Origin of the sequence: Streptomyces beijiangensis (genome assembly GCF_017315755.1) — a bacterium.
In the GTDB taxonomy this organism is placed as follows: domain Bacteria; phylum Actinomycetota; class Actinomycetes; order Streptomycetales; family Streptomycetaceae; genus Streptomyces; species Streptomyces beijiangensis.
The window spans coordinates 1-26,380 of the sequence record NZ_JAFLRJ010000177.1; the positions used below are offsets into that span (position 1 = coordinate 1).

Annotated in this window: 21 protein-coding genes; 17 read left to right on the top strand and 4 right to left on the bottom strand. The window is 70.5% G+C overall.

Annotation, left to right across the window (positions count from 1 at the left end; genetic code table 11):
- Positions 1 to 51 precede the first annotated feature (51 nt).
- From J0695_RS19615 to J0695_RS19650, 8 genes are all read left to right on the top strand, one after another.
- Complete coding sequence (locus J0695_RS19615; RefSeq protein WP_206963401.1) at positions 52 to 1,005, top strand: LysR family transcriptional regulator; 954 nt, start codon at positions 52 to 54, stop codon at positions 1,003 to 1,005.
- Positions 1,006 to 1,230: 225 nt separating this feature from the next.
- Positions 1,231 to 1,908, top strand: coding sequence for a hypothetical protein (locus J0695_RS19620; RefSeq protein ID WP_206963402.1), 678 nt, complete (start codon positions 1,231 to 1,233; stop codon positions 1,906 to 1,908).
- A gap of 35 nt (positions 1,909 to 1,943) precedes the next feature.
- A complete protein-coding gene (locus tag J0695_RS19625) occupies positions 1,944 to 4,046 on the top strand; it encodes a bifunctional polysaccharide deacetylase/glycosyltransferase family 2 protein (protein ID WP_206963417.1) in 2,103 nt (700 codons plus the stop codon).
- On the top strand, positions 4,043 to 5,269 hold the full coding sequence (locus J0695_RS19630; RefSeq protein WP_206963403.1) for an acyltransferase family protein: 1,227 nt from the start codon (positions 4,043 to 4,045) through the stop codon (positions 5,267 to 5,269). The genes J0695_RS19625 and J0695_RS19630 overlap by 4 nt, the downstream gene beginning before the upstream one ends.
- A 51-nt stretch (positions 5,270 to 5,320) precedes the next feature.
- The gene (locus J0695_RS19635; RefSeq protein ID WP_206963404.1) at positions 5,321 to 6,754 is read left to right on the top strand and encodes a hypothetical protein; all 1,434 of its coding nucleotides are present in this window, start codon (positions 5,321 to 5,323) and stop codon (positions 6,752 to 6,754) included.
- A gap of 25 nt (positions 6,755 to 6,779) precedes the next feature.
- The gene (locus tag J0695_RS19640; RefSeq protein ID WP_206963405.1) at positions 6,780 to 7,589 is read left to right on the top strand and encodes a pentapeptide repeat-containing protein; all 810 of its coding nucleotides are present in this window, start codon (positions 6,780 to 6,782) and stop codon (positions 7,587 to 7,589) included.
- A 166-nt stretch (positions 7,590 to 7,755) separates the two neighbouring features.
- A complete protein-coding gene (locus J0695_RS19645; protein ID WP_206963406.1) occupies positions 7,756 to 9,096 on the top strand; it encodes a nitrate/nitrite transporter in 1,341 nt (446 codons plus the stop codon).
- A gap of 64 nt (positions 9,097 to 9,160) precedes the next feature.
- Positions 9,161 to 10,318: a uroporphyrinogen-III synthase gene (locus J0695_RS19650; RefSeq protein WP_242552910.1), complete on the top strand. Its 1,158-nt coding sequence runs from the start codon at positions 9,161 to 9,163 to the stop codon at positions 10,316 to 10,318.
- Here the strand turns inward: J0695_RS19650 and J0695_RS19655 are convergent.
- Positions 10,267 to 10,866, bottom strand: a complete 600-nt coding sequence (locus J0695_RS19655) for an anthrone oxygenase family protein (protein WP_206963408.1) — start codon at positions 10,864 to 10,866, stop codon at positions 10,267 to 10,269. The two genes, J0695_RS19650 and J0695_RS19655, sit on opposite strands and share 52 nt — an antisense overlap.
- Before the next feature lie 355 nt (positions 10,867 to 11,221).
- On the opposite strand from J0695_RS19655, the gene J0695_RS19660 reads away from it, so the two are divergent.
- From J0695_RS19660 to J0695_RS19680, 5 genes are all read left to right on the top strand, one after another.
- Positions 11,222 to 13,234, top strand: coding sequence for a thioredoxin domain-containing protein (locus J0695_RS19660; RefSeq protein ID WP_206963409.1), 2,013 nt, complete (start codon positions 11,222 to 11,224; stop codon positions 13,232 to 13,234).
- A gap of 196 nt (positions 13,235 to 13,430) precedes the next feature.
- Positions 13,431 to 14,705, top strand: a complete 1,275-nt coding sequence (locus tag J0695_RS19665) for a glycosyltransferase (RefSeq protein ID WP_307798694.1) — start codon at positions 13,431 to 13,433, stop codon at positions 14,703 to 14,705.
- A complete protein-coding gene (locus tag J0695_RS19670; RefSeq protein WP_372445797.1) occupies positions 14,702 to 16,369 on the top strand; it encodes an ArnT family glycosyltransferase in 1,668 nt (555 codons plus the stop codon). Before J0695_RS19665 ends, J0695_RS19670 begins: the two co-directional genes overlap by 4 nt.
- The gene (locus J0695_RS19675; protein WP_206963410.1) at positions 16,366 to 17,574 is read left to right on the top strand and encodes a glycosyltransferase; all 1,209 of its coding nucleotides are present in this window, start codon (positions 16,366 to 16,368) and stop codon (positions 17,572 to 17,574) included. Before J0695_RS19670 ends, J0695_RS19675 begins: the two co-directional genes overlap by 4 nt.
- On the top strand, positions 17,571 to 19,967 hold the full coding sequence (locus J0695_RS19680) for a galactose oxidase early set domain-containing protein (protein ID WP_242552911.1): 2,397 nt from the start codon (positions 17,571 to 17,573) through the stop codon (positions 19,965 to 19,967). The genes J0695_RS19675 and J0695_RS19680 overlap by 4 nt, the downstream gene beginning before the upstream one ends.
- A 197-nt stretch (positions 19,968 to 20,164) precedes the next feature.
- Here J0695_RS19680 and mmpB read toward each other — a convergent pair whose 3' ends face one another.
- The 3 genes from mmpB to J0695_RS19690 form a co-directional block, all read right to left on the bottom strand.
- A complete protein-coding gene (gene mmpB, locus J0695_RS45205; protein ID WP_277990001.1) occupies positions 20,165 to 20,293 on the bottom strand; it encodes a morphogenic membrane protein MmpB in 129 nt (42 codons plus the stop codon).
- An 89-nt stretch (positions 20,294 to 20,382) separates the two neighbouring features.
- The gene (locus tag J0695_RS19685) at positions 20,383 to 20,592 is read right to left on the bottom strand and encodes an acyl-CoA carboxylase epsilon subunit (protein WP_206963411.1); all 210 of its coding nucleotides are present in this window, start codon (positions 20,590 to 20,592) and stop codon (positions 20,383 to 20,385) included.
- A gap of 9 nt (positions 20,593 to 20,601) precedes the next feature.
- On the bottom strand, positions 20,602 to 22,212 hold the full coding sequence (locus J0695_RS19690; protein ID WP_206963412.1) for an acyl-CoA carboxylase subunit beta: 1,611 nt from the start codon (positions 22,210 to 22,212) through the stop codon (positions 20,602 to 20,604).
- A gap of 110 nt (positions 22,213 to 22,322) precedes the next feature.
- On the opposite strand from J0695_RS19690, the gene J0695_RS19695 reads away from it, so the two are divergent.
- The 4 genes from J0695_RS19695 to J0695_RS19710 all read left to right on the top strand — a co-directional run.
- Positions 22,323 to 23,180 (top strand): biotin--[acetyl-CoA-carboxylase] ligase, encoded by an 858-nt coding sequence (locus J0695_RS19695; RefSeq protein WP_206963413.1) that lies wholly within the window; start codon positions 22,323 to 22,325, stop codon positions 23,178 to 23,180.
- A 120-nt stretch (positions 23,181 to 23,300) separates the two neighbouring features.
- A complete protein-coding gene (locus J0695_RS19700; RefSeq protein ID WP_206963414.1) occupies positions 23,301 to 24,452 on the top strand; it encodes an adenylate/guanylate cyclase domain-containing protein in 1,152 nt (383 codons plus the stop codon).
- A 12-nt stretch (positions 24,453 to 24,464) separates the two neighbouring features.
- Positions 24,465 to 25,259, top strand: coding sequence for an enoyl-CoA hydratase/isomerase family protein (locus J0695_RS19705; protein ID WP_206963415.1), 795 nt, complete (start codon positions 24,465 to 24,467; stop codon positions 25,257 to 25,259).
- Positions 25,260 to 25,316: 57 nt separating this feature from the next.
- The coding region (locus J0695_RS19710; protein WP_206963416.1) for a GGDEF domain-containing protein at positions 25,317 to 26,380 on the top strand (1,064 nt) is incomplete at its 3' end.

A 26,380-nucleotide genomic window follows, 5' to 3' on the forward strand; every position in this document is an offset into this window, starting at 1 on the left:
GTCGATGTCGTGGGGCACGGGGCCCATTTCTGCCCGCTGTAAATTCAGCCCGTGCCCCACGACATCGACCCCCGGCTCCTGCGTGCTTTCTCCGCCGTTGCCGAGGACCTTCACTTCACCCGCGCCGCCGCCCGTCTCTACGTCGCTCAGCAGGCGCTGAGCCGTGATGTCCGGCGGCTGGAGCGGGAGTTGGGGTGTGCGCTCTTCGTGCGGACGACACGGCAGGTGTCGCTCACGGAGGACGGCGTGCGGCTCCTTCCGTACGCCCGCCGTGTGCTCGGCGCGTACGACGAGCTGGCCGCCGCGTGGACCGACGGTGTGCGGCCGCTCCTCGTGGATGTGGGGGCTCCGGTCGGCGCCGCCTTCGAGCTCCTCGGTCGGGCCCGGCAGTCGGCTCCCGAGCTGGAATTCGTCGCGCGCTTCCACAGCGGGCTGACCGGGGCCGCCGCCGAGATCGTCGCCGGGCGGCTCGATGTGTCGGCGGGGCGCATCGCCGGGCTTCCCGGTGCGCTGCGGGACGCCCTGGAGCACCGGCCCCTGCGCTACGAGCGGATGGCCGTCCTGCTGCCTGACGACCATCCGCTGGCCGCCCTGGCGGAGGTCCCGCTCGCCGCGCTCGCGGGCGAGACCCTCTATGCCGCCGCGGGCAATCCGGCCACCGCCGAGTGGACCGACCTGGCGGAACGGCTCTTCGCGGGCAGGGGAATCGGTCTTGCCGCCCCCTTTCCCGAGATCGAGGGCGCCGAGGAATTCGCACGAGTGATCCGCAAACGGCGGTGGTCGGTGCTGGCGAGCACCGACTTCATCGAAGTGGAGGGGATGGCGCTGCGGCCGATCGTCGATCCCGTGCCCCTCTCGCCCATCTCATTGGTGTGGCGGAAAGGGCTGCGACACCCGGGACTAGAGGTGATGCGTGGGGCTGCAGATGCGCTGGTGGCGGAGCGCGCGTGGCTGGAGAGACCCCCGGGGGCATGGATTCCGGTCGTGGATGAGTCGTACATGTGACCAACTACGGACAGTGGCAACGGAGGGGTGTGGTGGTGCGCTACATTCGCGTTCCGGATTCAGCAGGGTAGGGGGCGCTCGGACGGAGTGGGGACTCCGTCCGGGCGGCGAGCGATCCGGTCTCATGGCGCGAAAGCGACACAGGTCAGTGGGGGAGTGCGTTCAACAGTGGTGGATAAATGGCAAGAAGGTGCCCTCTTCGGGCATGTGTATGAACCGCACGATGTGACGGTCCAGCGTGACGGGCTCGGCCGCGAAGCGGCGGAAGCACCGGCCGAGGACCCTGCGGACAAAGTCACTGCCGGTGGCGCGGGCGCCGTCGTGGGCGAGAGCCCGGACGGACGGCCGGTCTTCGTCGACGCGAGCGGGCGCAGAGGCCGGAAGATCCGGCGTCTCGGCTGGCTCGCCGGGGTCGTCTGCGCCTGTTACGCGGTGATGCTCGTCGTCACCGTCCTCGGCGGCAATTCGAGCGCTCCCTGGCTGCTCATCCCCGGCCCGTCCGACGACGGCAAGAAGGCGGCGGACACGGTACGGGTCCCGCCCGGCGCCGACGCGTCCAAGGGCGCGGCCGCCGCGCCGGGCAGCCGTACCTTCGGCGCCACCGGTGTCCCGGGCGTCACCGGCACTCCGGGCGCGACCGTCACCGGGACCGCGGGGGCGAGCCCCGCCGTCAGCGGCAGCGCGGCGCCGCACGCCACGGCCGTCGTGAAGCCGGGGCCCTCGGTCGCCGGAAGTCCGGGCGTCGTCGGCCCGCTGCCGGGAGACTCTCCGTCGTCGCCGCCCTCGCCCGCCGCCAGCCCGTCGGCGCCCTCCTCCCCGGAGGCCTCGCCCAGCGGGACCGTGAGCGCACCGCCGGCCGACACCCCGTCCCCCGCTGCGGCGCGGCGGACGCACCGCAGGTGAGCGGCCGGCGCGCTGCGGCCCGGCGCACGTTCCCCATGCGGCTGCTGCTCCCGCCGCTCGTCCTCGTCGCGCTCTTCGCGATGCTGCTGGTGCGCGGTTATGTGCACAACGAGATCACCCCCGACCACCGGATCCGGCCCGAGGCGGCCACCGACGAGGTGCCCGACCGCATTCTCGAAGGCGGCCCGGTCATCGACGCGCGTACGCCCGCCAAGCCCACCAGCCTCGACATCCCGAACCACCGGATCGTCCTCACCTTCGACGACGGACCCGATCCGAAGTGGACACCGAAGGTCCTGGACGAGCTGAAGAAGTACCACGCCCACGCGGTCTTCTTCGTCACCGGTGCCAACGCCTCCCGCTATCCGGACCTGGTGCGGCGGATGGTGGCCGAGGGGCACGAGGTGGGGGTGCACACCTTCAACCACCCCGATCTCTCCTACCAGTCCAGGAGCCGCATCAACTGGGAGCTCTCGCAGACCCAGCTCGCGCTCGCGGGCGCGGCGGGGATCCGCTCCTCGCTCTTCCGGCCGCCGTACTCCTCCTTCGCCGACGCGATCGACGACGAGAACTGGCCGGTCATCCAGTACGTCGGGAGCCGCGGGTACATCACCGCGCTCGACTCCACCGACAGTGAGGACTGGGAGCGGCCCGGCGTCGCGAAGATCATCGACAATGCGACGCCCCGGGGCGGCAAGGGCGCGGTCGTGCTGATGCACGACGCGGGCGGGAACAGGGCGCAGACCGTCGCCGCCCTCGACCGCTTCCTGCCCGAACTCCAGGCGAAGGGCTACCGGTTCAGCAATCTCACCGACGCGCTGGGCGCCCCCAGCGCGCACACCCGGGTCACCGGCATCGACCTCTGGAAGGGCAAGGCCTTCGTCTTCGTCGTCGGTGTCTCGGACCAGGTCACCGGCGTCCTGGTCGTCGGCCTCGCCGTGATCGGCGTCCTGGTCTTCGTCCGCTTCGGGCTGATGCTGGTCCTCGCCGCCGTCCATGCGCGGCGGGTGCGCAGGCGCGGCTTCCGCTGGGGGCCCGAGGTCACCCGTCCCGTCTCGGTCGTGGTCCCCGCGTACAACGAGCGCGAGTGCATCGCCAACACCGTGCGCTCGCTCGCCGCGAGCGACCACATGATCGAGATCATCGTCGTCGACGACGGGTCGAACGACGGCACCGCGGACATCGTGGACCAGCTGCGGCTGCCGTACGTGAGGGTGGTGCGCCAGCACAACGCGGGCAAACCGGCTGCCCTCAACAACGGTATCGCGCACGCCCGTTACGACCTCGTCGTGATGATGGACGGCGACACGGTCTTCGAGCCTTCGACCGTCCGCGAGCTCGTGCAGCCCTTCGGCGACCCGACCGTCGGCGCCGTCGCGGGCAATGCCAAGGTCGGCAACCGCGACTCGCTGATCGGGGCCTGGCAGCACATCGAGTACGTCATGGGCTTCAACCTCGACCGCCGGATGTACGACGTCCTGAACTGCATGCCCACCATCCCTGGCGCGGTCGGCGCCTTCCGCCGCGAGGCCCTCGACCGGGTCGGCGGGATGAGCGAGGACACCCTCGCCGAGGACACCGACATCACCATGGCGCTGCACCGCGACGGCTGGCGGGTCGTCTACGCGGAGAAGGCGCGCGCCTGGACCGAGGCGCCCGAGTCCGTGCAGCAGCTCTGGTCGCAGCGCTACCGCTGGTCCTACGGCACCATGCAGGCCATCTGGAAGCACCGCCACGCGGTGGTCGAACGCGGCCCGTCAGGGCGCTTCGGCCGCGTCGGGCTCCCCCTGGTCTCGCTCTTCATGGTGCTCGCCCCCCTCCTCGCACCCCTGATCGACGTCTTCCTCGTGTACGGCCTGGTCTTCGGCCCCACCTTCAAGACCGCCCTCGCCTGGGGCGCGGTCCTGGCCATCCAGGCCGCCTGCGCCGCGTACGCCTTCCGGCTCGACCGCGAGCGCATGACCCATCTCGTCTCGCTCCCGCTCCAGCAGATCCTCTACCGGCAGCTGATGTACGTCGTGCTGCTCCAGTCGTGGATCACCGCTCTCACCGGCGGCCGTCTGCGCTGGCAGAAGCTCCGCCGTACCGGAGTGGTCGACGCACCGGGTGCGACCCCGCAACGGAGGACCGTCGCATGAGCAGCACCACCCCGTCGTCCGATGCGGGCCCCCGCCACGTCGCCGTCCCGGCGGCACGCCGCGCCCACCGGGCCGGGACCACCGCCCGCACCACCGCCCCCGGCCGCGACCGCTACCTCGACCTGCTCCGCTCCGTAGCCCTCTTCCGGGTCGTCGTCTACCACCTCTTCGGCTGGGGCTGGCTGTCGGTCGTCTTCCCCTCCATGGGCGTGATGTTCGCCCTCGCGGGCTCCCTGATGGCCCGCTCCCTCTCGCGCCCCGCACTCGGCGTGATCCGCGGCCGACTGCGCCGACTGCTCCCGCCCATGTGGGCGTTCGGCGCGCTGGCGCTCACGGCGATGGTCTCCGCGGGGTGGCGCCCGGACTGGACCAAGCTGCTGATGTACGTCCTGCCGGTCGGCGCCCCCGGCTACCCGGACACGCTCGGCGGCGACGGGGGGCTGCTCGACCCGACCTGGCCCGACCAGGCGGTGGGCCCGCTCTGGTACATCCGCGCCTACCTCTGGTTCGTGCTGCTCTCCCCGCTCCTCCTCAAGGCTTTCCGCCGGCTGCCCTGGCCGACGCTGCTCGCCCCGCTCGGTCTGACCGCGCTGCTCTCCACCGGCCTGGTCACGGTCCCGGGCGAACCGGGGCTCGCCCTCACGGACTTCGCGGTCTTCGGCTCCTGCTGGATGCTGGGCTTCGCCCACCAGGAGGGCGTGCTGCAGAAGGTGCCGCGCTACTTCCTGGTCTCCTGCGCGGTCCCGGTGATGGTCTTCGGCCTCTGGTGGGCCTCGGGCCACCTCGGCCCGGACGGCTGGGACCTCAACGACATCCCCCTCGCCCAGGCGGCCTGGTCATTCGGGGCGTGCGCGATCCTCCTCGCGTACTCACCTTCATGGCAGCAACTGCCGGGCAGACTCGCGAAGTTCGACAAGGTGATCACCCTGTCCAACAACCGGGCGGTGACGATCTACCTCTGGCACAACGCCCTGATCATGGCGACCGTGCCGCTCCTCGACCAGCTCTACAACATCCCCTGGCTCGACGACCGCTTCGACGCCCAGCTCACCACCCTGTCGAGCGTGCTGATGTTCGTGCTGGTCTGGCCACTGATCGGGCTGATGATCGTCGCGGTCGGCTGGATCGAGGACGTGGCCGCGAAGCGGCGGCCACGACTGTGGCCCACCGGCGGCACCTCGCGGAAAACCCCGGTTGACCAGGCAGGCAGCCCCGGGCGATAGTTGCGGCCGCCGAGGGGATCGGCCGTTGCACCAGGGGTGGGGACACAGCACATGCAGGGCGAGAGCACAGAGGTCATGTCGGCGCGCGCGAAAGCGGAGGCGCTGCTGCGGGCAGGGCGGTTGAGCGAGGCCCGGCGGGTCGCGCGGGAGGGGCTGTCGGAGGACGGTCCTGACGCGGGGCAGCATGCGGGGCTGTACGTCGTACTGGGCCGGGCCCATGCGGCGGAGGACGCGGACGACCACGACGACCGGGCGGAGGCCGTCTTCCGGGAGGGGCTCGATTCCTTCCCCGACGACTTGGACCTGCTGTCCGAATATGCCCAGTTCTGCCTGCAGAGCGACGGTTTCGAGCACCCGGGACGTCCTCGCCGCGCGGTCGAACTCGTGGCCCGGCTGCAGGAACTGGCCCCGGGATCCGCTCAGGCCGTACGGGCTGCCCAGGCCTCGGGCGGCAGGGGCGTGAGCGGGCCGAAGCCGGCCTCGCGGGCACGGGTGCAGCGGCAGGACGCCCGGCTCGCGCTGCGCGCGGGGGAGCCGGCGGCGCAGGTGTACGAGCGGGCCGCGGAACGGCCGGGCGACGACCGCCTCGCGGTGCTCGCTGAGACGCTCACCGCGCTGGAGCGGCCCCGGCGGGGGCTGATGCGGACCCTGGTGCGGGCTCCGTTCGGAAGCGCGCTGGTGCTGGCCGCGGTGCAGGCGGCGGTGTTCCTGTCCGTACCCGCGTTCCGGCTGCCGTGGTGGGTGTCGTGCGGGGCGCTGCTCACGGCGGTGCCGCACCGGGTGCTGAGCGGGGTGCTGCGAGGTGCGCGCAAGCGGGCGGATGTACGTGAACTCCCCGCTGATGCACCGGTGTTGACGGATGCGGTCGCACCATCGGTGTCGTACACGCGCAGAGAGAAGGCGCTGACCGCCCTGGTGCTCGTGGTGTCCCTTTCGGCGGCCGCGGGCTCCGTGATGTGGCAGTACGCCCAGTACCTGGAGTACCCGCGCTACACGGCATCGGCACCGTCCCACTTCCGGGGTATGAACGAAGTCGTGGATGCTCCGATCCTCGACTCCCTCGCCGCTGTGCTGGGCCAGAACATGGGCAGGTCGGGGATCGAGCCGTTCGCGCACGCCTACGTGGATGATCCGGACACGGAGGTCCCCGGTGCGGCAATTGTCCTGTTCGGCATGTACGGAGACATGCACGAGATGTCGTCCAAGGACGTCGACAGCTTCCGGAGCGCCATGCGGCAAGGCCTCGGGGACAACGCGGACTTCGAGGAGTGGGACGCGGACCCGGGCGCCTACGGCGGCTGGATGCGCTGCATGACCGTCGATCTGGCGTACACGAACGGCGAGTCCAAGGGCATCTGCACCTGGGGCGACAAGGGCAGCTACGGCACGGTCATGTCTGTCGGCAGCAGCTTCGACAAGGATGACAGAAAGGGTGTCGAGGACCTCACCCGTTCGCTGCGGCAGACTGTCCTGGACCCCGCCTGAGCCGCGCACGAAGGAATCCCGCACCATGACCGAAGCCCCCTCCCCGGCCCTCAAGGGCGACTGCGCCAACTGCTTCGGGCTCTGTTGCGTCGCCCTCCCCTTCGCCGCCTCCGCCGACTTCGCCGTCACCAAACCCGCCGGCAAGCCCTGCGCCAACCTCCAGCAGGACTTCCGCTGCGGGATCCACACCCGGCTCCGCGACAAAGGCTTCGCCGGCTGCACCGTGTACGACTGCTTCGGCGCCGGCCAGAAGGTCTCCCAGGTCACCTTCGGCTCCAAGGACTGGCGGCAGGCCCCGGACACCGCCCAGCGGATGTTCGGGGTCTTCCCCGTCGTACGCCAGCTCCACGAGCTCCTCTTCTACGTCACCGAAGCGCTGACCCTGGACCCGGCCCGCCCCCTGCACCCCGAGCTGCGTCTCGTACGCGACGAGACCGAGGCCCTCACCTTTCTCGGCCCCGGCGACCTCGCCGCTCTCGACGTCGCCGCCCGGCGCGCGAAGGTCAACGCCCTTCTCCTGCGCACCAGCGAACTCGTGCGCGGGAACCCCGGCAAGAACAAGAACCGCAGGGGCGCCGACCTGATGGGCGCCCGTCTCCGCAAGGCCGACCTGCGCGGCGCCGACCTCCGCGGCGCCTATCTCATCGCCGCCGACCTCTCCGGCGCCGACCTCCGTCTCGCCGACCTCATAGGCGCCGACCTCCGCGATACGGACCTCTCCGGGGCGGACCTCACCGGCGCCTTCTTCCTCACCCAGCCCCAGCTCAACGCGGCCAGGGGCGACGCCGCCACCCGCCTGCCCGGATCGCTGGTGCGCCCCGCGCACTGGGGCTGAGCGGCGGCGGACCGGCGACGGCCAGGCGGCGGACCTCACCGGGCCGCCGGGTCCCGGGTGAGAGCAAGGTTGCGCGCCGGTCACGTACAGCCACGAGGGCGAAACCGCCGGTGCCTACGGTCGGTTGTCTGTCATCGGACAGACAAACACCCCCCGTGGAGGCGCGATGAGTGGCCGCTGGATCGAGCAGTGGGACCCGGAGGACGAGACCTTCTGGAAGGGGGGCGGGGAGAAGATCGCCCGGCGCAATCTGCTCTTCTCCGTCCTCTCCGAGCACATCGGATTCTCCATCTGGACCCTGTGGTCGGTGATGGTCCTGTTCATGGGGCCGAAGTACGGGGTCGACCCGGCAGGGAAGTTCTTCCTGATCTCCATGGCCACCCTGGTCGGCGCCATCGCCCGGGTCCCGTACACCTTCGCCGTCGCACGCTTCGGCGGACGCAACTGGACGATCGTCAGCGCGGGGCTCCTGCTGGTGCCGACCATCGCGGCGTACGTGGTGATGGAACCGGGGACCTCGTACACGACCTTCATGGTCGTGGCGGCCCTCGCCGGCGTCGGCGGCGGCAACTTCGCCTCCTCCATGACCAACATCAACGCCTTCTTCCCGCTGCGGAAGAAGGGCTGGGCGCTCGGGCTCAACGCGGGCGGCGGCAACATCGGGGTCCCCGTCGTCCAGCTCGTCGGCCTCCTCGTCATCGGTACGGCCGGGGCCACGCACCCGCGCATCCTGCTCGCCGTCTACATCCCGCTGATCGTCGTCGCCGCGCTCTGCGCCGCACTCAGGATGGACAACCTGGCACCCGTCAGGAACGACACCGGGGCGGCCAGGGACGCCGCGCGCGACCCGCACACCTGGATCATGTCCTTCCTGTACGTGGGGACCTTCGGCTCCTTCATCGGCTACAGCTTCGCCTTCGGACTCGTCCTGCAGACCCAGTTCGGCCGCACCCCGCTGCAGGCCGCGTCGCTCACCTTCATCGGCCCGCTGCTCGGCTCGCTCATCAGGCCCGTCGGCGGCTGGCTCGCCGACCGCCACGGCGGGGCCCGGATCACCCTGTGGAACTACGCGGCCATGGCGGCGGCCACCTCGGTCGTCATCTACGCCTCCGTGCAGAAGTCCCTCGGGATCTTCCTGGTCGGCTTCATCGCGCTGTTCGTACTGACCGGGCTCGGCAACGGCTCGACGTACAAGATGATCCCGGGCATCTTCCAGCAGAAGGCGCTGGCGAAGGGGATGGCGGGGGAAGCGGCGGCCGCGTACGGACGCAGGCTCTCAGGTGCGGCCATGGGGCTCATCGGGGCGGTCGGCGCACTCGGCGGGCTGGCCATCAACCTCGCCTTCCGCCAGTCGTTCCAGACGGCCGGCACCGGAACCGCGGCGTTTGTCTCCTTCCTCGCCTTCTACGCGGCGTGTTTCGCACTCACCTGGGCGGTATACCTTCGCGGATCACGCCGTACAGCAACCGTTACGGCAACTCCCCAGCTCACCTACGCCGAGGTCTAGCCGTAACAGCGAGGAAATGCCCGCGAACCGAACCCGTCACGCGCCCTTGGAATCCTCAGCAACCATGCGAGACGAGTCAGTGGCAGTACCCCGGCAGCAAGGCCCCCTGGCAGGATTCACGGTCGGAGTCACGGCCGCCCGCCGGGCCGAGGAGCTCGGGGTGCTGCTCCAGCGGCGTGGGGCGGTCGTGCTCCACGCCCCCGCGCTGCGGATCGTTCCCCTCTCCGACGACACCGAACTCCTCGACGCGACCAAGGCGCTGATCGTCCAGGCGCCTGACGTCGTGATCGCCACCACCGCCATCGGATTCCGCGGCTGGGTCGAGGCGGCCGACGGCTGGGGGATCGGGGACGAACTGCTCGCCGTACTGCGCGACTCCGAACTCCTCGCCCGCGGCCCCAAGGTCAAGGGAGCGATCAGGGCGGCGGGGCTCACCGAGCAGTGGTCACCGGCCTCCGAGTCGATGGCCGAGGTCCTCGACCGGCTGCTCGCGGAGGGCGTCGAAGGGCGGCGGGTCGCGATCCAGCTGCACGGGGAACCGCTGCCCGGCTTCGTCGAGTCGCTGGAGGCGGGGGGTGCCGAGGTGGTGGCCGTACCGGTCTACCGGTGGATGCCGCCCGAGGACATAGGGCCGCTGGACCGGCTCCTCGACGCGACGGTCGCCCGCTCGCTCGACGCCCTGACCTTCACGAGTGCGCCCGCCGCCGCCTCGCTCCTCGCGCGGGCCCAGGAACGGGGACTGGAGCGGGAGTTGCTCGCCGCCCTCCACCAGGATGTGCTCGCCGTCTGCGTCGGCCCGGTGACCGCGCTGCCGCTGCAGGCGGTGGGGGTCGCCACGGTCCAGCCCGAACGGTTCAGGCTCGGCCCCCTGGTGCAGGTCGTCTGCGCCGAACTGCCTTCCCGTGCCCGCCTGTTGCCGATCGCCGGCCACCGGGTGCAGATCCGGGGCCACGCGGTCTGCGTCGACGACGCACTCCGTCCCGTGCCCCCCGCCGGGATGTCCCTCCTGCGCGCCCTCGTCCGCCGCCCCGGCTGGGTCGTCTCGCGCGCGGACCTGCTGAAGGCCCTCCCCGGATCCGGCCGCGACGAGCACGCCGTGGAGACGGCGATGACCCGGCTGCGGACGGCCCTGGGAGAGCCCCGGCTGATCCAGACGGTGGTCAAGAGGGGTTACCGGCTGGCACTGGACCCGGCGGCGGACGAGAAGTACGCGGGGTCCTGAGCCGGCGCGGGCTGCGTGGTCCTCCCGTACCTCCCGTACCTCCCGTAGAGGAAGAGCGCCCGCCCCAGGCACCCCACGGCCGCGATCGACAGCACGCCGCGCACGTGGTTCCACGCCACCCACGCCCCCTCGAACTTCTCGCGCACCGCGCCCGGGTCGGCGATCCGCGCCGGGTCCCCTGCGTGCGCCAGCTGGTCGTTGAGCGGGACGTTCACGCCCGAGGTGAGGAGGAAGACGGCCGCGTACAGCACGAGCGCGGCGAGCACCCACCAGCGGGCCGCGGTCTTCCTGAGCTGCCAGTACGAGATGCCGGTCAGCACCAGCGCACCGAAGAAGGCGAGGAAGAACACCGGGTTCTGGATCCGGTCGTTGAGCCTCTGCATGACCTCGATGAAGGTCCGGTCGCCGGTGTCGCCGAGCGCGAGCATCACCGAGGTGGAGTAGGCGTAGAAGACGCCCGAGACGATCCCCGTCAGGGCGAGTGCCGTCCCGAGGACGAGTCCGGAGGTGCCGGTGCGCTGCTGCGTCGTGTGCGTGTTCTCTGTCATGTACGCCAGTCAAGCGGCGGCCGGGGCCGCCCGACATGGCCGAGACGCTCACCTCCATGTGCGTACGTCCAGCGGGCCGGCCCCTCCCGCCGCGGCCGACAGAAGAAGTACCCGCGCAACGCCGTGACGGCACCACACGCATCACCGACGAGCGACCTGGGCCACCCCACCGAGGCGGTCTACAGCCTCATCGCCCGGTACGTCGTCACCAAGATGCTGAAGAAGGGGAACACCCTGGGCAGGCTGAACCCCGACACCTGGTACGACCAGCCGTTCCCTGCCGGACCTTGCCCCGTTCGTACGCCGCACCCGTGGCGAACGAACGGGGCTCCGCCACGTGAGCGAGGATTGGGCCATGGCCAACCGACTCGCGCACGAGACGTCCCCGTACCTCCTCCAGCACGCCGACAACCCGGTGGACTGGTGGCCGTGGTCGCCCGAAGCCTTCGAGGAGGCTCAGCGGCGGGGGGTTCCTGTGCTGCTCAGCGTCGGGTATTCGAGCTGCCACTGGTGTCATGTCATGGCGCACGAGTCCTTCGAGGACATCGTCACCGCCGCGTACGCGAACGAGCACTTCGTCTGCGTCAAGGTCGACCGCGAAGAGCGCCCGGACGTCGACGCCGTCTACATGGAGGCCGTCCAGGCCGCCACCGGGCAGGGCGGCTGGCCCATGACCGTCTTCCTCACCCCGGACGCCCGCCCCTTCTACTTCGGTACGTACTTCCCGCCCGCGCCCCGTCACGGCATGCCCTCCTTCCGCCAGGTGCTCGAAGGGGTGCACTCCGCCTGGACCGACCGGCGCGGCGAGGTCGACGAGGTGGCCGGGAAGATCGTGCAGGATCTGGCGGCGCGGTCCCTCGCGTACGACTCCCCGGAGACGCCCGGCGAGGACGACCTCGCGCAGGCGCTGCTCGGGCTGACGCGCGAGTACGACGCGAAGAGCGCCGGGTTCGGCGGGGCGCCCAAGTTTCCGCCGTCGATGGCGCTGGAGTTCCTGCTGCGGCACTACGCGCGCACCGACTCCGAGGGCGCGCTGCAGATGGCCGCCGACACCTGCGAGGCGATGGCCCGCGGCGGGATGTACGACCAGCTCGGGGGCGGGTTCTCGCGGTACTCCGTGGACCGCGAGTGGGTGGTCCCGCACTTCGAGAAGATGCTGTACGACAACGCGCTGCTCTGCCGGGTGTACGCGCATCTGTGGCGCGCCACGGGATCCGACCTCGCCCGCCGCGTCGCCCTGGAGACCGCCGACTTCATCGCCACCGAACTGCGCACCAGCGAGGGCGGGTTCGCCTCCGCGCTCGACGCCGACAGCGACGACGGGACCGGCAAGCACGTCGAGGGCGCGTACTACGTCTGGACGCCCGCGCAGCTGCGCGACGTGCTCGGCGAAGAGGCCGGTGAGCGGGCCGCCGCGGTCTTCGGGGTCACCGGGGAGGGGACCTTCGAGGAAGGCTCGTCGGTGCTGCAGCTGCCGGGTGCGGACGTCGACGACGTGGTACGCGCCAGGCTCCTCGCCGCCCGCGCCGAGCGGCCCGCCCCCGGGCGCGACGACAAGGTGGTCGCCGCCTGGAACGGGCTCGCCATCGCCGCGCTGGCCGAGGTGGGGGCGTACTTCGACCGGCCCGATCTGATCGAGCGGGCCACGGAGGCGGCCGATCTTCTCGTACGGGTGCACATGGACGCCGGGGCGCGTCTCTCGCGTACCTCCAAGGACGGCAGGGTCGGCCGCAACGCGGGGGTCCTTGAGGACTACGCCGATGTCGCCGAAGGGTTCCTCGCGCTGGCAGGGGTCACCGGCGAGGGCGTCTGGCTGGAGTTCGCCGGGTTCCTGCTCGATCTCGTCATCGATCAGTTCACCGGCGAGAACGGGACCCTCTACGACACCGCCCATGACGCCGAGAAGCTGATCCGCCGGCCGCAGGATCCGACCGACAACGCCACCCCGTCGGGGTGGACGGCGGCTGCCGGTGCGCTGCTTTCGTATGCGGCACACACCGGTTCCGAGGCCCATCGCACGGCCGCGGAAGGGGCGTTGGGTGTGGTGAAGGCGCTCGGGCCGCGTGCGCCGCGATTCATCGGGTGGGGCCTGGCCGTCGCGGAGGCCGCGCTCGACGGGCCGCGCGAGGTCGCCGTCGTAGGGCCCCGGGGCGACGCTCTGGTCAGGGAGTTGCACCGCACCGCGCTGCTGTCGACGGCTCCCGGGGCCGTGGTCGCCGTGGGGGAGCCGGGCGGCGACGAGTTCCCGCTCCTCGCGGACCGGCCGCTGCTCGACGGAGGTGCGGCGGCGTACGTATGTCGGAACTTCATCTGTGCGGCTCCGGTTGGCACCCCCGATGACCTGGCGCAACGGCTTTCGGAGGTATAAGCGAAACACAGGATTTTCCTGGCGGTGTCACTGATCTTCACTTATTCCCTATATTCTCACCACAGTTGAGGAGAGAGTGACGCGCGCACTGGGGAGTGCGCGTGGGGGATCAGGGGATTGCTGAGGCGCCGGCGGCCAAGGGGGGCCTGCCAGGAGCTGCCTCGTGCCACCCCTGTACTAGGGGGGATCCATACCTGTGTTCATATCGCTGTTCGTTGCCGCAGTCTCACTGGTGCTGTTCTGGATGGCGGGCTTCACGCTCTGGTGGCAGATGCACGCCTGGCGTACGCCCGAGACGCTTGCCGCGACCAGGTTCGACGCCCCGACCGAGGCGTCGGGCCTGTCGTTCTCGCTGCTTCTGCCCGCCCGCCACGAGCAGTTGGTGCTCGAGCACACGATCGAGCGGCTGCTGGAGTCCAGCCACCAAGACTTCGAGATCATCGTGATCGTCGGGCACGACGACCCGGAGACCGCCGAGGTCGCCGAGCGTGCGGCGCGCCGCGACCCCGGCCGGGTGCGCGTCGTCGTCGACACCCATGAGAAGAAGAACAAGCCCAGGGCGCTCAACACCGCGCTGCCGCAGTGCCGTGGCGATGTGGTCGGGGTCTTCGACGCCGAGGACCAGGTCCACCCCGAGCTGCTCGCGCACGTGGACCACGCGTTCGTCTCGACCGGCGCGGACGTCGTCCAGGGCGGCGTACAGCTGATCAACTTCCACTCCAGCTGGTACGCCCTGCGCAACTGCCTGGAGTACTTCTTCTGGTTCCGCTCCCGCCTCCATCTGCACGCGGCGAAAGGTTTCATCCCGCTCGGCGGCAACACCGTCTTCGTCCGCACCGATGTGCTCCGCGCGGCCGACGGCTGGGACCCCGACTGCCTCGCCGAGGACTGCGATCTCGGTGTACGGCTCTCCTCGGTGGGCAAGAAGGTCGTCGTCGCGTACGACGCGGACATGGTCACCCGCGAGGAGACCCCCGGCACCCTGGTCTCCCTGCTCAAGCAGCGCACCCGCTGGAACCAGGGCTTCCTCCAGGTCTACCGGAAGAAGGACTGGAAGCAACTGCCCACCTGGCGCCAGCGGCTGCTGGCCCGCTACACCCTCGCCACACCCTTCCTGCAGGCTTTCACCGGCGTCGTCATCCCGCTCAACGTCGCCGTGGCGCTCTTCCTCGACGTGCCCGTCGGCATAGCGGTCATCACCTTCCTGCCGCTGATCACCGCGATGGTCACGTTCGTCTTCGAGATCGTCGGCCTGCACGACTTCGGCACCCAGTACGGCCTGCGCGTCCGGCTCATCCACTACCTCAAGCTCATCGTCGGCGGCCCCTTCTACCAGGTGCTCCTCGCGGGCGCCGCGATCCGCGCCGTCTGGCGCGAGCATCAGGGCCGCAACGAGTGGGAGCTGACCAGTCACACCGGCGCGCACCTTCCCGGTGCCGGTAACAGCATCCGAGAGGACGTCCTCCAGTGACCTCCCTTGCCCCCACCCCGGCCCCGGTGACCACCACCACGACGATCCCCGTCCAGCGCGACCACCGCCGTCCGGGCGGCCGTCCGTCAGGACGACTGCCGCACGAGCCGCGCCCCGTCGTCCGCTTCCGGCGCTCGCGCCCCGATCTCGCCCTGTGCGCGGTCCTGTTGACGCTGATCCTGACCGTCCAGGGCTGGAACATCACGCGCTTCCCCTCCCTCAGCGACGACGAGGGCACCTACCTCGCGCAGGCCTGGGCGGTCCAGCAGGGCCACGGCCTCGCGCACTACACCTACTGGTACGACCACCCGCCGCTCGGCTGGATCCAGATCGCGTTCCTCACCTGGATCCCCTCGCTGTTCTCGCCCGACAACATGACCGTGGCGACGATGCGTTTCGCGATGCTCGCGGTCAGCGCGGCGTCCGCGGTCTTCCTGTACGTACTGGCACGCCGGCTCTTCCTGCCGCGCTGGGCCTCGGCCCTGGCGATGGTGCTCTTCGGCCTGTCCCCGCTCTCCGTGGTCCTGCAGCGCGAGATCTTCCTCGACAACATCGCCGTGATGTGGATGCTGCTCGCCTTCTGCCTGGCCGCATCGCCCAACCGCCATCTCTGGCACCACTTCGCGGCGGGTATCGCGGGCGCGGCCTCGGTCCTCTCCAAAGAAACGATGCTGCTGGTCCTGCCCGCCCTCCTCGTCACGATGTGGCGCCACAGCCACAGCGACACCCGCAAGTACGCGGTCACCGGGGCGGTCACCGCATGCGTCCTGATAGGGCTCGCGTATCCGCTCTACGCCCTGCTCAAGAACGAGCTGCTCCCAGGACCGGGACACGTCTCGCTGGTCGACGGCATCACGTACCAGATGAGCCGCCCCGGCTCCGGCTCGGTCTTCGACACCGCCTCGGGGTCGCACGGCGTCTTCCAGTCCTGGCTGTACTACGACCGGGTGCTGCCGCTCGGCGGTCTGGCCGGTGCGCTGCTGCTCCTGGCCACCCTGCGCTGGTCGATCACCGCGCGTGCGCTCGCGGGGCCCGCCCTGGTGGTGGCGATCCTCGCCGTCGTCGCGTCGCGCCCCTCCGGTTACCTTCCCGCGATGTACGTCATCCAGGCGCTGCCCTTCCTGGCGCTGGTCCTGGCGGGCGGTGCGGCGAGCATCGCGCACGGCGTACTGCGCAAGGGAGTCGACCGGGAGCGCTTCCGGATACCGATGCCCGCCCGCTGGACGGTCGCCGTCCTGCTCGCCGTCTCCGCCGTCGCGTACGTCGCCCCGCGCTGGTACGACGGCAACCACGACGCCCTCACCGTCGACGCCAACCGCCCCTACCGCCAGGCCGCCGCCTGGATGAAGACCCAGGTGGCGGACCCGGCGAACACCCGGGCCCTGGTCGACGACGCGCTCTGGCTCGACCTCGTGCACGCCGGCTACCAGCCGGGCGACGGCGCGATCTGGTTCTACAAGGCGGACCTCGACCCCGCCGTCACCAAGACCATGCCGCACGGCTACCGCGACCTCGACTATGTCGTCGCCTCGCCGACCGTACGGCGCGACGCCCCCGATCTGCCGAACGTCAGGGCCGCACTGGAGCACTCGACGCCGGTCGCCACCTTCGGCACCGGCGAGGACCGGATCGAGATCAGGAAGATCACCGGAGGCGTGCGATGAGCATCTCCCCGATCGATGCGACAGGCTCCGACGAACTGGGCGAACCGGCGGTGAGGGCTGTCGAGGTCCCCGAGCCCGGTGCGGTCACGATCATCATTCCGACCTTCAACGAGTCCGGAAACGTACGGGAGTTGCTGCGCCGTCTCGCGGAGTCGGTGCCCGCCAGGCTGCCCTGCGAGGTCGTCTTCGTGGACGACTCCACGGACGACACCCCGGCGGTCATCGCCGCCGCGGCGCAGGACTGCCCCTTCCCGGTCTCCGTCATCCACCGCGAAGAGCCGGTGGGCGGCCTCGGCGGCGCGGTCGTCGAAGGGCTGCGTACGGCGGGCTCCGACTGGATCGTCGTCATGGACGCCGACCTCCAGCACCCGCCCTCGCTCGTCCCCGAACTGGTCGCCGCCGGTGAGCGCACCAACGCCGACCTCGTCGTCGCGTCCCGCTACATCGCGGGCGGCAGCCGCGCCGGACTCGCGGGCGGCTACCGCGTCGCCGTCTCGCGCGGCGCGACCTGGCTGACCAAGGCGCTCTTCCCGCGCCTGCTGCGCTCCGTCTCCGACCCGATGAGCGGCTTCTTCGCGATCCGCCGCAGTGTGGTGACGGCGGACGCGCTCAAGCCGCTCGGCTACAAGATCCTCCTGGAGCTGGCGGTGCGCTGCCGCCCGGAGACCGTCGCCGAGGTGCCCTTCGTCTTCCAGGACCGGTTCGCGGGCGAGTCCAAGTCCTCGGCCAGGGAGGGGATGCGCTTCCTGCGCCATCTGGTCGAGCTGCGTACGGCCTCCCCGGTCGCCCGGATGCTGGTCTTCGGGCTGATCGGGCTCTCGGGCTTCGTACCGAACCTCCTGGCGCTGCACGCACTGAACGCGGCCGGGATGCACTACCTCGCGGCCGAGGTCGTCGCCAACCAGGCAGGCGTGGCCTGGAACTTCCTCCTCATCGAACTGCTCCTCTTCCGCTCGCGGCGCGGGCACAGGCACTGGGCGGACCGGGCGGGCCGGTTCGCGCTGATCGCCAACGCCGATCTGGTGCTGCGGATCCCGCTGATCGCCCTGTTCGTGGGGGAGTGGGGGATGGGGGTGCTGACCGCGACGGTGGTGGCGCTGCTGCTGACCTTCGTACTGCGGTTCGCGGGGACGGAGGCGCTGGTCTATCTGCCGCGCCGCAGCCGTAAGGACAAGAGGGACAGGAAGGACGGTCAGGTCGCATGAGACGTACGAGCCGCACACGGATATCCGCACTGGTGGCGATCGGGGCGATGACAGGCGCCCTGCTCGCGGCCGCACAGGCCCCTGCCTCGGCAGCGAATCTCATCTCCAACCCGGGCTTCGAGACGGCCGGCACGGATGGGATGCCGCAGTGCTGGGAGAAGTCGGGCTGGGGCGACAACGACTTCACGATCGGTGCGACCGCCGACGCGCACAGCGGGACCAAGGCGATGAAGGTGGCCGTCACGCGTCGCGTCGAGGGCGACCGCAAGGCGCTGATCACGGAGAGCGCGGCATGCGCCCCTGCGGTGACGGCGGACAGCCAGTACGACCTCTCGCTCTGGTACAAGTCGACGACGCCCGACGCGTCCATCACGCTCTTCCGGCACGATGCGACGGCCGGCTGGCAGTACTGGACCGACCTCAAAACCCTTGACCTGAGCGGGAGTTACGCACAGGCCACGGTCCGCACCCCGGTCGTCCCCGCGGGCACGGACCGCATCACCTGGGGTGTCTCGGTGTACGGGACAGGGTCGGTCACCACCGACGACTACGCGATGGCGGAGGTCGTCCCGCCACCGGTGGACCCGGTCTGCGGCGGCACGACCGAGCAGTGCGCCAAGGGCAAGTGGGATGTGCTCCCGACGCAGAACCCCGTCCGTTCGATGCACTCGGTGGTCCTGAAGAACGGCAAGGTGCTGCTGATCGCGGGCTCGGGGAACGACCCGGCGGCCTTCGCGGCGGGCACGTTCACCTCGGCTGTCTACGACCCGGTGAAGGGCACGTACAAGACGATCCCGACGCCCGCCGACATGTTCTGCTCGGGCCATGTGCAGCTGGCCGACGGGCGGGTGCTCGTGATGAGCGGCAACAAGGCGTACCCGACGGCGGACGGGAAGGTGGGTTATGAGGGGCTGAAGGACTCGTACCTCTTCGACCCGGACACCGAGACGTACACGCGGACCAACGACATGAACGACGGCCACTGGTACCCGTCGGCGACCGTGCTCGGCAGCGGTGACGTGGTGTCCTTCGGCGGTCTGCGCGAGGACTCGACGGGTTCGGTTACGGCGGAGAAGTTCTCGGCGGCGCAGAACAAGTGGCTGCCGATGAACCAGGTCAACCAGACCTGGTCGTACTGGGGCCTCTACCCCTCGATGATCCTGATGCAGGACGGCCGGCTCTTCTACAGCGGCAGCCATGTCTTCGGCGACGGTACGCCGGGCTCCGGTGCCTCGGTCTACGACTACGACGCCAATACGATCACCGACGTGCCGGGCCTGCAGAACAAGGACCAGCGCGACCAGTCGGCGAGCGTGCTGCTGCCTCCGGCGCAGGACCAGCGGGTGCTGACGATGGGCGGCGGCAACGTCAACTCCAACCCTGAGGGCAACCGCCTCACCGACATCATCGACCTGAAGCAGCCCAACCCGTCCTATGTGGCAGGCCCGTTGCTGCCGCAGGGGACGGCCGACCAGGGGGCGGGCGCGAAGCCGGAGACGGGCGCGCAGGGCAAGATGTACGTCTCCGCGGTGCTGCTGCCGGACGGCAATGTCTTCGAGACGGGCGGCGGTCTGCACGACCGGGCCGACCCGGTCTACGAGGCGTCGATGTTCGACCCGACGACGAACGCGTTCACGCCGATGGCGCCGGACCCGCAGAAGCGGACGTACCACTCCTCGTCCTTCCTGCTCCCGGACGGGCGGGTCATGTCGACGGGCGACAACCCGGGCAACGGCACCTGGAACCACAACGTGTCGATCTACACGCCGCCTTACCTGCTGAAGGGCCCGCGCCCTTCGATCACGTCGGTCATCAACTCCCAGTGGAAGTACGGCGACACGCAGCGGATCACGGTGGACCGCCCGATCGCGAAGGCGGAGCTGATCCGCCCTGCGGCGGTCACGCACTCCTCCGACCCGAACCAGCGGTTCGTCGACCTCCCGATGTCGGTCATCAACGGCAAGACGATCGACCTGAACGTCACGAGCAACCCGAACCTGGCGCCGCCCGGCTGGTACATGCTGTTCGGGGTGGACGCGAACGGGATTCCCTCGGTGGCGCAGTGGGTGCATCTGGGGGGTCCGACGGCGCTGGACGCGACGGCTTCGGCGGCGCATGTGCACGGGTTCGCGGGGGATCTGGCCGCGTCTGCGAAGTCCCCTTCCGCGAAGCGGACTTCGGTGCCGGTGTCCACCACGGTCTCGGGGTGTGACCGGCACTACGGGACGGTGAACGTGTGCGTGCCGACGGTGTTCCCGGGGACGGTGAAGGCGACGACGAAGGCACGGTGTGCGTGGCTGGCGTCGCACGGATACGGGAGGCTGCGGGTCAACGGTAAAGACGACCCCTTGCGCCTGGACCCGGACCGAAACGGGATCGCCTGCCGCAGCTGACCCCCGCCCTGGGGGCTCCGCCCCCAGACCCCCGGTCCTCAATCGCCGGACGGGCTGATTTTTGCCGGCGACGTCTCGCATCCGCAGGTTGGGGGAACGCATAAAGCGGTTCGTGCGCGCACAGGCGGGCTCGCACCAGCAAAATCAAGCCCGTCCGGCGATTGAGGACAAAGCGGGGCCGGTGTCGCCGACCGGGGCTAGCCCAGGCCCAGGACGATCATGCCCACCACCATCAGCAACGCCACAAGCAGGCCCGCCCTCCGCAGCATCGCCTGCGCATCGCGGAGCTCCTTCGGAGGCTCGTTCTTCGGGTCTGACCAAAGCATGCTTCCGATACTCCTGCGGACACCGCAGAGGCGCCTGAGTACGCGTACTCAAGCGCCTCTGGTCAATCAGGAGGGCCATCGGGAGGGCATCAGGAGGGCCAGTACGTCCTGGCCCACGCCCGCGGCCCCGGCTGCTGCAGCCGGTGGCGGGCGATCCGCGCCGGATCGGACCACTCCTCGGGCGGCAGCGGCGCACCGGACGACACCGCGGAGGCTGTCGCCGCGGCGCGCGCCTGGACCACCGCCAGTGCGGCGGCCAGCTCCTCAGGGGTCGGGTTGCCCCGTACGACCTTGATCATGACCGCTCCTTACAGGGGGATGTTGCCGTGCTTCTTCGGGGGCAGCGACTCCCGCTTGCTGCGCAACTGCCGCAACCCGCGCACCACATGGCGCCGTGTCTCCGACGGCATGATCACGGCGTCCACGTACCCGCGCTCGGCCGCGACATACGGATTGAGCAGCGCGTCCTCGTACTCCGCGATCAGCGTCGCCCGCGTCGCCTCCGCGGCTGCCTCGTCGACGGATGCCGCGATCGTCCTGCGGTGCAGGATGTTCACCGCGCCCTGCGCGCCCATGACCGCGATCTGCGCCGTCGGCCAGGCCAGGTTGAGGTCCGCGCCGAGGTGCTTGGACCCCATGACGTCGTACGCACCGCCGAAGGCCTTCCGCGTGATCACGGTGATCAGCGGGACGGTCGCCTCCGCGTACGCGTAGATCAGCTTGGCGCCGCGCCGGATGATCCCGCCGTACTCCTGGTCGACGCCCGGCAGGAACCCGGGGACGTCCACGAAGGTCAGCACCGGCACATTGAAGGCGTCGCAGGTCCGGACGAACCGGGCCGCCTTCTCGCTCGCGTTGATGTCCAGGCAGCCCGCGAACTGCATCGGCTGGTTGGCGACGATCCCGACCGGATAGCCCTCCACCCGCCCGAAGCCGGTGATGATGTTCGGCGCGAACAGGGCCTGGGTCTCCAGGAACTCGCCGTCGTCCAGGACGTGCTCGATGGCGGTGTGCATGTCGTACGGCTGGTTCGCCGAGTCCGGGATGAGCGTGTCGAGCTCGCGGTCCTCGTCGTTCGTCTCCAGGTCCGCCTCCTCCGGGAAGGCCGGCGGCTCGCTGAGGTTGTTCGACGGGAGGTAGGAGAGCAGCGACTTGACGTACTCGATCGCGTCCTTCTCGTCGCCCGCCATGTGGTGGGCCACGCCCGAGGTGGTGTTGTGCGTACGGGCGCCGCCCAGCTCCTCGAAGCCGACGTCCTCGCCGGTGACCGTCTTGATGACGTCGGGGCCCGTGATGAACATGTGCGAGGTCTGGTCGACCATCACCGTGAAGTCGGTGATCGCGGGGGAGTAGACCGCACCGCCGGCGCAGGGACCGACGATCAGGGAGATCTGCGGTACGACACCCGACGCGTGGACGTTCCGCCGGAAGATCTCCGCGAACAGGCCCAGCGCGACGACGCCCTCCTGGATACGGGCGCCGCCCCCGTCGTTGATGCCGATGACCGGGCAGCCGGTCTTCATCGCGAAGTCCATGACCTTGACGATCTTCTCGCCGTAGACCTCGCCGAGCGATCCGCCGAAGATCGTGAAGTCCTGGGAGTAGACGCAGACCGGGCGCCCGTCCACGGTCCCGTACCCGGTGACGACCCCGTCCCCGTACGGCCGGTTCTTCTCGATGCCGAAATTGGTGGAGCGGTGCCTGGCGAACTCGTCGAGCTCGACGAACGACCCCTCGTCGAGGAGCAGGTCCACGCGCTCGCGGGCCGTCAACTTGCCCTTGGCGTGCTGCTTTTCGACCGCGCGCGCGGAGCCGGCGTGGGTCGCCTCGTCGACCCGCCGCTGCAGGTCCGCGAGCTTCCCCGCGGTGGTGTGACTGTTTTCAATTTCTCTGGCTAGCTGCTCTTCCGACTCAGGCATCGGGCTGCGGCTCCCTGGCTGCTCATGTGTGGCGTTGGCTACTCACGCGTAGCGTAACGGCGTGGGTACGCCTCGGCACTGCGTCGTTTCCCACACCTACTGTGGCTTGCATGACTGCATCCGATCCTGCTGGGAATCGCTGGTCCAGCCTCGACCGCCCGCCCCTCAACGCCGCCGCTCTGCGCCAGGCGCTGTTGCGCCCGGGCACGCTCTGGACCTCCTTCGACGTCGTGGAGTCCACCGGCTCGACCAACACCGATCTCGTCGCACGCGCCGCCGGTACGGACGAGGGCGCGGTCCTGGTCGCCGAGGAGCAGTCCGCCGCCCGCGGCCGTCTCGACCGGCGCTGGTCGGCGCCCGCCCGCTCGGGCCTCTTCTTCTCCGTACTCCTCAAGCCCGGCCGGCACGCGATCCCCGTCGAGCGCTGGGGCTGGCTCCCGCTGCTCACCGGGGTCGCCGTGGCCACCGGTCTCGCCCGTTCGGCCGGTGTGGAAACGGCCCTGAAGTGGCCCAACGACCTCCTCGTCACTGTCGGCGGCGAAGAGCGCAAGGCGGGCGGGATCCTCGCCGAGCGTGCGGGCGAGGACGGGGTCGTGATCGGCATCGGCCTGAACGTCACCCTCGGCAAGGACGAGCTCCCCGTCCCGACGGCCGGTTCGCTGGCCCTCGCCGGCGCGGTCTCCACCGACCGCGACCCCCTGCTGCGGGCCGTGCTCCGCTCCCTGGAGCAGTGGTACGGGGACTGGCTCGCGGCGGACGGCGACCCGGAGGCGTCGGGGCTGCAGGAGGCGTACGCCTCCGCCTGCTCGACCCTTGGCCGTACGGTGAGGGCGGAACTCCCCGGCGACCGCTCGCTGACCGGCGAGGCAGTGGCGGTCGACGGCGACGGACGGCTCGTCCTGGCGACCGGCGAAGGGGTCCAGCATCCGGTCGGCGCGGGCGACATTGTCCACTTGCGGCCCATCTGAATCCCCTTACCTCCACATCGGCACGTGAGCTACGGCACACCTGTCGTATGGTTGAGGCGATCCGCGGAGATCAACGGAGATCGGCAGGGCAGTGCGCAGGGAATGGGCAGGAGGCGGCAGGTGACCGTCGACGACACCTCGTCTGAGTCCGGCAGCACGGAGCCGGTGGCGTCCTCGCCGTACCCCAATCCGCATCATGAGGTCGATCACACGGCCGAACCGAACAACGATCCCCTCGCGATCCGCCTCGAACAGCTCATTCTCGGCGCGGAACGCCGCTACACCCCCTTTCAGGCCGCCCGTACCGCCGGCGTCTCGATGGAGCTCGCCTCCCGCTTCTGGCGGGCGATGGGATTCGCCGACATCGGCCAGGCGAAGGCGCTCACCGAGGCGGACGTCCTCGCCCTGCGGCGCCTCGCGGGACTCGTCGAGGCCGGGCTGCTGAGCGAGCCGATGGCGGTCCAGGTGGCGCGGTCCACGGGCCAGACCACCGCCCGCCTGGCGGAGTGGCAGATCGATTCCTTCCTGGAGGGCCTCACCGAGCCGCCCGAGCCGGGGATGACGCGCACCGAGGTCACGTACCCCCTGGTCGAGCTGCTCCTCCCCGAGCTGGAGGAATTCCTCCGGTACGTCTGGCGACGCCAGCTGGCGGCGGCGACGGGCCGTGTCGTACAGGCGGCGGACGACGAGGAAATGGTCGACCGCCGTCTCGCTGTCGGTTTCGCCGACCTGGTCGGTTTCACCCGGCTGACCCGCCGTCTGGAGGAGGAGGAGCTCGGTGAACTGGTCGAGTCCTTCGAGACGACGTGCGCGGACCTGGTGGCGGCCCATGGCGGCCGCCTGATCAAGACCCTCGGCGACGAGGTGCTGTACGCGGCGGACGACGCGGGCACGGCGGCGGAGATCGCGCTGCGCCTGATCGAGACGCTGTCGAACGACGAGACGATGCCCGCCCTGCGCGTCGGCATCGCCTTCGGCACGGTCACCACCCGCATGGGCGATGTCTTCGGTACGACGGTCAACCTGGCGAGCCGCCTCACCTCGATAGCTCCGAAGGACACGGTGCTCGTCGACGGCGCGCTCGCCGAGGAGCTGAGCCGTACCGGAGACGCCCCGGTCTCCGAGGCGGAGGCGGCGGCGGAGGCCGAGCGGGCCGAGAAGACGGGCGACGAGCCCCCTTCGTACCGCTTCGCGCTCCAGCCCATGTGGCAGCGCCCGGTGCGTGGTCTCGGCGTGGTCGAGCCATGGTTGCTCACGCGCCGCACCACCTGACATCGTGCGCGGATGACTGATCCTGAAGAGCGTTTCGGCGAGTACGTGGCCGTCCGCCGCCACGGGCATGTGGCGGAGCTGGTCCTGGACCGTCCCAAGGCGATGAACGCCGTCTCCACCGAGATGGCCCGCTCGATCGCCGCGGCCTGTGCCGCGCTCGCCGCCGACCCCGCGGCCCGCGTCACGGTGCTCACCTCCACCCACGACCGGGCGTTCTGCGTCGGCGCCGACCTCAAGGAGCGCAACTCCTTCACGGACGCGGATCTCGTACGCCAACGGCCCACCGCCAGGGCCGCGTACACCGGCGTCCTCGACCTCCCGATGCCGACGATCGCCGCGGTCCACGGCTTCGCGCTCGGCGGCGGCTTCGAACTGGCGCTGGCCTGCGACCTGATCGTCGGGGACGCGACGGCGGTGGTGGGCCTCCCGGAGGTCTCGGTCGGGGTGATTCCCGGCGGCGGCGGTACGCAGCTGCTGCCGCGCAGGGTCGGGGCGGCGCGGGCCGCCGAACTGGTCTTCACGGCGCGGCGGGTGGAGGCGGCGGAGGCGCGCGAGCTGGGTCTGCTGGACATCCTCGCGGAGGACGCACGCCCCGAGGCGCTCGCACTCGCGGCCCGTATCGCGGCGAACTCCCCGGTGGGGCTGCGGGCGGCCAAGCGGGCGCTCCGACTCGGGCAGGGCCTGGACCTCAGGGCGGGCCTGGAGGTCGAGGACGCGGCCTGGCGTTCGGTGGCCTTCTCGGGCGACCGGGCCGAGGGGGTCGCCGCCTTCAACGAGAAGCGGAAGCCGAACTGGCCGGGCGAGTAATCACTCTCCGTAGCTTCTGAATGCCCAAACTGCCTCCAATCTCCTTAAACTGGGGCAATGGGTGACGACGATCGGCTGCATGCCGTGGTTTCGCTGGCGCAGGCCATGGCTGCCGCGCAGAGCCCGCGCGAGACCTGGCGGGCGGCGGCGCTCGGCGCGGGCAGCGCGCTGTCGGGAAGCTTCTCGGCGCTCTCGGTCTGGGAGCGGGAACTCGGTCGCCTCAAGGTCCTGGTCAATGTCGGCGCATTGGCGGAAGGGGAGGCCGAGTTCCCCGAGGACGAGACGTACCCCGTCCACCAGTTCCCGGAGATCACGGAATTCCTGCACGAGAAGTGGGCGGGCGGCGGCCAGCCCAACGCCTGGGTCGAGACGGCGGCCGGCCCGAACGAACCCACGGCCGGCTACTGCCACCAGCGCATGGCGGCCCTGCGCCGCCGGGGCAGGGGCTGCTGTGTGGTGGCCCCGATCGTGCTGCGGGGCAGGGCGTGGGGCGAGCTGTACGTGGCGCGCCCGGCCGGCGCGGAGGTCTTCGACCTCGCCGACGCGGACTTCGCCACCGTCCTCGCCTCGGTGGTGGCGGCGGGAATCGCCCAGACGGAGCGCCTCGAAGAGGTGCGCAAGCTGGCCTTCACCGACCCCCTCACGGGCCTCGCGAACCGCCGGGCCGTGGACATACGCCTGGACGAGGCGATCGAGGCGCACCGTACGACCGGCGCCGTGGTGAGCCTGGTCGTCTGCGACCTGAACGGCCTGAAGAAGGTCAACGACACCCTGGGACACGCCACGGGGGACCGCCTCCTGGAACGCTTCGGCTCGGTGCTCTCGCTGTGCGGCGCGATGCTGCCGGGAGCCCTGGCGGCCCGTCTGGGCGGCGACGAGTTCTGCCTGCTCTCGGTGGGCCCCACGGCGGACGAGGTGATCCACGCCTCCACCGAACTCTGCGTACGGGCGGCCGGACTGGACCTGGGCGACGGCGTGGCCTGCGGCGTGGCCTCGACGGGCGACCCCATCGGCCCCGTGCGCTCGGCCCGCCGCCTCTTCCGCCTCGCGGACGCGGCCCAGTACAGCGCAAAGGCGACGCGCTCCCTGAAACCGGTGGTGGCGGGCCGAGCGCACGGGGC

What these genes read in the sequence shown, in the direction of transcription:
- J0695_RS19625 (WP_206963417.1), top strand. Translation starts at nt 1,944, where the DNA reads ATGCGGCTGCTGCTCCCGCCGCTCGTCCTCGTCGCGCTCTTCGCGATG.
- J0695_RS19630 (WP_206963403.1), top strand. Translation starts at nt 4,043, where the DNA reads ATGAGCAGCACCACCCCGTCGTCCGATGCGGGCCCCCGCCACGTCGCC.
- J0695_RS19635 (WP_206963404.1), top strand. Translation starts at nt 5,321, where the DNA reads ATGCAGGGCGAGAGCACAGAGGTCATGTCGGCGCGCGCGAAAGCGGAG.
- J0695_RS19640 (WP_206963405.1), top strand. Translation starts at nt 6,780, where the DNA reads ATGACCGAAGCCCCCTCCCCGGCCCTCAAGGGCGACTGCGCCAACTGC.
- J0695_RS19645 (WP_206963406.1), top strand. Translation starts at nt 7,756, where the DNA reads ATGAGTGGCCGCTGGATCGAGCAGTGGGACCCGGAGGACGAGACCTTC.
- J0695_RS19650 (WP_242552910.1), top strand. Translation starts at nt 9,161, where the DNA reads ATGCGAGACGAGTCAGTGGCAGTACCCCGGCAGCAAGGCCCCCTGGCA.
- J0695_RS19655 (WP_206963408.1), bottom strand. Translation starts at nt 10,866, where the DNA reads ATGACAGAGAACACGCACACGACGCAGCAGCGCACCGGCACCTCCGGA.
- J0695_RS19660 (WP_206963409.1), top strand. Translation starts at nt 11,222, where the DNA reads ATGGCCAACCGACTCGCGCACGAGACGTCCCCGTACCTCCTCCAGCAC.
- J0695_RS19675 (WP_206963410.1), top strand. Translation starts at nt 16,366, where the DNA reads ATGAGCATCTCCCCGATCGATGCGACAGGCTCCGACGAACTGGGCGAA.
- J0695_RS19680 (WP_242552911.1), top strand. Translation starts at nt 17,571, where the DNA reads ATGAGACGTACGAGCCGCACACGGATATCCGCACTGGTGGCGATCGGG.
- mmpB (WP_277990001.1), bottom strand. Translation starts at nt 20,293, where the DNA reads ATGCTTTGGTCAGACCCGAAGAACGAGCCTCCGAAGGAGCTCCGCGAT.
- J0695_RS19685 (WP_206963411.1), bottom strand. Translation starts at nt 20,592, where the DNA reads ATGATCAAGGTCGTACGGGGCAACCCGACCCCTGAGGAGCTGGCCGCC.
- J0695_RS19690 (WP_206963412.1), bottom strand. Translation starts at nt 22,212, where the DNA reads ATGCCTGAGTCGGAAGAGCAGCTAGCCAGAGAAATTGAAAACAGTCAC.
- J0695_RS19695 (WP_206963413.1), top strand. Translation starts at nt 22,323, where the DNA reads ATGACTGCATCCGATCCTGCTGGGAATCGCTGGTCCAGCCTCGACCGC.
- J0695_RS19705 (WP_206963415.1), top strand. Translation starts at nt 24,465, where the DNA reads ATGACTGATCCTGAAGAGCGTTTCGGCGAGTACGTGGCCGTCCGCCGC.